This is a genomic window from Bellilinea sp., from assembly GCF_034432615.1.
In the GTDB taxonomy this organism is placed as follows: Bacteria; Chloroflexota; Anaerolineae; order Anaerolineales; family Anaerolineaceae; genus Bellilinea.
Genome location: NZ_DAOUBL010000012.1, coordinates 1 through 4,820 on the forward strand (window position 1 = coordinate 1; position 4,820 = coordinate 4,820).

The 4,820-nt window shown below is 53.8% G+C and carries 4 protein-coding genes; 2 read left to right on the forward strand and 2 right to left on the reverse strand.

Annotated elements, in window-relative coordinates:
- Nucleotides 1-155: 155 nt before the first annotated feature.
- Together VAE48_RS00690 and VAE48_RS00695 are read left to right on the forward strand one after the other, a co-directional pair.
- Nucleotides 156-938: a carbon-nitrogen hydrolase family protein gene (locus tag VAE48_RS00690; protein ID WP_322791387.1), complete on the forward strand. Its 783-nt coding sequence runs from the start codon at nucleotides 156-158 to the stop codon at nucleotides 936-938.
- Between the two features lie 95 nt (nucleotides 939-1,033).
- Nucleotides 1,034-2,695 (forward strand): PfaD family polyunsaturated fatty acid/polyketide biosynthesis protein, encoded by a 1,662-nt coding sequence (locus VAE48_RS00695; RefSeq protein WP_322791388.1) that lies wholly within the window; start codon nucleotides 1,034-1,036, stop codon nucleotides 2,693-2,695.
- Nucleotides 2,696-2,777: 82 nt separating this feature from the next.
- Here the strand turns inward: VAE48_RS00695 and VAE48_RS00700 are convergent, their stop codons facing one another.
- Nucleotides 2,778-3,485, reverse strand: a complete 708-nt coding sequence (locus VAE48_RS00700; protein WP_322791389.1) for a 4'-phosphopantetheinyl transferase family protein — start codon at nucleotides 3,483-3,485, stop codon at nucleotides 2,778-2,780.
- 31 nt (nucleotides 3,486-3,516) lie between these two features.
- Nucleotides 3,517-4,820, reverse strand: a 1,304-nt coding sequence (locus VAE48_RS00705; protein WP_322791390.1) for a polyketide synthase dehydratase domain-containing protein, incomplete at its 5' end; no start/stop codon positions are given.

Genomic DNA, 4,820 nt, shown 5'->3' on the forward strand with positions numbered 1-4,820 from the left:
AACCAAGCGTGCACCCTGGAGCCAGGCATGGTTGGTGTCAGTTTAGGCGACTAAAAAAATATCCCCATCAGGGTAGTACCCATCAGGGTAGTATTGGATGGATTGCCTCTTTTACCCTGGATCAGCAAGAGGTTTTGCAGGTTGTGAGGAAAGAAATGAGCTCGATCCGTGTTACCGTTTGTCAACTGCGTGATGACCAAAAGGGTTTAGCCGAAGACTGGGCAGGTCTGGTTGACCATGTCATGCAAAATCACAGCGATCTGGTGCTGTTACCCGAAATGCCCTTTGCGCCCTGGGTAATGCGGGAAGATCAGCCTTCTTTGCAGAAATGGGTTGAATTTGTCCACCAGCATGACCAATGGATGCAACGGCTGCCGGAACTCAACCCTGCGGTAGTTTCCGCCACCCGTCCGGTGATCAGCAACGGCCGTTGGTTGAATGAAGCCTTTCTCTGGGATGCCGAAAATGGCTACCGTGCTGTTCACCACAAAACCTACCTCCCTGACGAACCCGGCTTCTGGGAAGCCACTTGGTACGACCGTGGACCTGTTCAATTCATCCCAACCAACACCTGCATTGGGAAGGTGGGCTTCTTAGTGTGTACTGAAATTTGGTTCACGGAACATGCCCGCAGTTACGCCCATCAAGGGGTACGGATTTTGCTTTCTCCGCGTGCAACCGAAAAAGCCACTACCGATAAATGGGTAATGGGCGGCCGCGTTGCCGCCGTGATGAGCGGGGCTTATTGTCTTTCCTCCAATCGTTGGGGGGCAACAGGAGCGGGTTTTGATTGGGGCGGCAGCGGTTGGGTCGCCGAACCGGATCAGGGTGATTTGCTGGCAGTTACCGACCAACAAAAACCATTTGTTACCGTTGAAATTGACCTTTCCAAAGCCGACCATGCCAAAAATGGTTATCCGCGTTATGTGAAAGAATAACCACAGCCAGCAATTTTCTTTTGAGACCAAATTCAACCTTTAACCGCAACCCGCACAGGGTTTTTGGGTTTAACCCTGAGAGGTATCAACCAGCCATGAATCCCTTACGCTTCCGCTCACCTAGTCTTCAAAACCATTTGTTGGAAATTTTCTGGTCGGGGAATCCCACCTGTTTAGCCAGTGAGGTAGAAAGCATCCGACAGACGCTTTTATCTCTCGATGAACCCGTATTTGTTCTGACCGATGGGAAGAATGTATGGGTGGCCAGAGAAGGTAGGCTGAGCGCAGCCGATCAAAATTCAGCCGCTCCTCACCGCTGGCTGGCAACCCTGCCCCCCCTCCCCATTGAAGTGCTCGGCGATCCGGCTTTCTGTCATTGGCATGGCTGCCGTTATGCCTATTACAGCGGCGCCATGGCCAACGGGATCGCCTCGACCCGTCTGGTGATTGCGATGGGGAAAGCCGGTTTTCTGGCATCCTTCGGCGCGGCAGGTCTTTCGCCGGAACGCATCGAAGCGGCAATCCACGAGATCAAAACTGCCCTACCCCAAGGTCCCTTCGCCTTTAACCTGATCAACAGCCCCAACGAACCTGCCATGGAATGGCGGGCAGCCGAATTGTATGTCCAGCACAGCATCCGCACGGTGGAGGCCTCGGCCTATCTGGAAATAACACCCGCTCTGGTTTTTTACCGCGCCAGTGGTTTGAGCAGCCAGCCGGATGGTAAAATCGTTATCCAGAACCGGCTGATTGCCAAACTCTCCCGCAAGGAAGTCGCCCGTCAATTCATGCTTCCCGCTCCGGATGAATTATTGAATCAACTGGTGCAGGAAGGCAAATTGAGTGAAACTCAGGCGAACCTTGCCCGACTTGTCCCCATGGCGGATGACATCACCGTAGAAGCCGATTCGGGCGGACACACCGACAACCGCCCTCTGGTGGGTCTGCTGCCGTCCATTATAACTTTGCGGGATGAAATTCAATCTCAAATGCAATACCCCGCCCCCATTCGCATTGGGGCGGCAGGCGGTATCAGCACACCTCATGCTGCCCTTGCGGCTTTTACGATGGGAGCCGCCTACATTGTAACCGGTTCGGTCAATCAGGCCTGCGTGGAGGCCGGCGCTTCTGAGCACACCCGCCGACTACTGGCACAAGCCGATATGGCCGATGTGACCATGGCCCCCGCCGCCGACATGTTCGAAATGGGTGTTAAGGTGCAGGTACTGAAGCGGGGCACCATGTTTGCCATGCGTGCCTCCAAACTGTACGAACTGTACTCCCGCTACCCTTCACTGAAGGCTGTTCCTGCTGAAGAAATCCAGAAACTGGAAAAGACCGTCTTCAAACGCCCGGTTGAAGAAATCTGGCAGGATACCGTGCGCTTTTTCCAGCAGCGCGACCCACGCCAGCTGGAACGCGCCGAAAAGGACCCCCGTCATAAAATGGCGCTGGTATTCCGCTGGTATTTGGGGCTTTCCTCGCGCTGGTCAAACCGCGGTGAAGCCGGCCGCGAGATGGATTACCAGATCTGGTGCGGACCGGCCATGGGCGCATTCAATGAATGGGTACGTGGAACTTATCTGGAAAAGCCGGAAAACCGCTCGGTGGTGGATGTTGCTCTTCAAATCCTGACGGGCGCGGCATACCTCCAGCGCATTCGTTTATTGAATATATTGGGCATCCAGACCACCCCGGAACTGGAGCGTTATCAGCCGGTTCACCAGCTGGCTGGCTCAGCCGTACAACCGGTCTAAACCTTTTTAACCGAAAGTTAATACACGGATAAACATCAACCTTTGCGGTTCTCCATCTTTGCATTGATTGACTTCAACTGACTTACCAATGGATTTCTTTAATATCAAACACTGGCTTATGACTCGCGGGCATATTGACCACAATTGTGATGATGAAATTTTCCCGCTTCTGCCACCAACCGTGTAATTGATAGCCTTCTTCCGGCAAATTACTGTGAAAATTCACTTTCCGCCATCCTTGCGGAAATTCGTCTTCCAAAGGATGTACTTCTACAGTCCGGGTATCCACCGCCAGACCCACTCGCAAGGACTTCAAGGCAGATTCCTTCGCACTCCAGATCAGGGTTGTGCGCAGCGGCTGCTCACGATTTGGGGCAGCAGTGACCCATTCAATTTCCTCTTCCGTGAAGTAATCCTGCAAAAATGCCGGATGCCGCTCCTCAATCCATTCCAGATCAATCCCCACAAACACATCCTCATTGGTAAGATACGCAGCTGCGGCTTGATTCTCACGATGCGAAAGACTTAAGCAACCCGGCAGGATTTGACCCTCTACAAAAACCACCGGATTGCCATTGATGTGATTCTCAATACTGATTTCAGTCAGCGGTTTACCGGCCAGCCGGGGTGAACAACGTAATAACAACTGCTTTGCCGTCCACCTGCCACTTAGCCATTCCCTGCGCCGTTTGGGGAAACGCATCCCGATCAGCATTTCCTTTTCTGTCGGGGATAGCCACATCCAATCCGAAACGGTGAGGTCTCCCCAATCCGGGGAAACCTCACCCATGCACCACATGATTTGGACAAGGCTCTGCGCTTTAGAGCGTAGCATCCGTGCCGTTCACCAGCAACTTCATCGGTTTCAACAAAGCCGCATCCACCGAATACGGTAAAGCCACTGTGCGATAATCTTTGACTTCCAGATACAGCGTGCCATTCTCATCCACCAGTCGGGCGTCGAATGAAACACTTCCATCCGATAACCGCATCGGAACCACCTCAGCAAATAAAGGTTTGCCGGGTTGGGGTCGGTTCCTATACAGAACCAGCTTACCAATCGAACGCGGCAGCGCCAGTGTTCCGATAGCGCCGGCCTCCCACACGCCGGCAGTTTGCAAAATCGCTTCCAGCAAAATGGGCATCGTCACCAGGGTAACCGGCTGTTCTGTGATGGATGGCAGAGATTCCCTTACTTTGCCTAACACCTTACCGCCATCCCGTTGAACGCCTTCCAAAACCTGAAATGACGGGCCATGGAAGTAGAGGCGGTAAATTTCCTCACTGGCAACTGTATAAGCTCCATTCCAGCGGGGAGGCTGGGCAGCAGCCGATGCCGGCCTGGCGGATTGAGGATTCAGGTATACCTTACCGGCAAAGTGCTGGACAACTTCATTCGGGCGAGTTTTCGCCGCCAGCGTGGATTCCAGGCACACATCGGCAACCAGACCCTTACGCTCACGGACCACCCGCGCTTTCCAGGTAATTCGACGAGGTTCGTTACGGTAAAACTTGAATGGAGCCAGGAACTGAATATCTTCCAGCCGTTCAACCTCAAAACGACCTTTCTCCGCTCCCAGCACCGAAGCAACATGTTTTGCTGCGGCAGAGAAACCCTCAATCCCCATCACGCCCGGCAGCAGAGGAATGCCATTTAAGGCGTGATCCTTAAGGAAAGGCTGTTCGTTGGGATTCAATTCGGCTTCCAGCACCACACCGCCGTACAGGTCAAAACCGCTCACCTGACTGAGCATGACATGCGCCGGACTGCCTTCGTGTAATGCCCGATTGGCGGCTTCCAGATCCAGCCCGCCCTCTTTACGGAGTGGCTTTTCCAGCACCCCCAATGAACCGGAAATGACCACCTCACTGACAGGGTCATCCCGTACCAGTTCCTGATAGACAAACCGGGAAGCCTGTCTGGGAGGCATCTGGTCAATACCACCCATCTCCATCAGTTGGGGAATGTAACCGCGGCTAGCCATGCCAACCTGAGCCCACGCGCTCCAGTCTATCGTAACTACACGCATTTTCGGGCGCAGACCGCGCAAGTTCGAGGCTGCCTTTGCCAGCCAGTCATTCGCCGCGCTGTAATCGGTTTGCCCGGAATTACCAAACCGCCCGG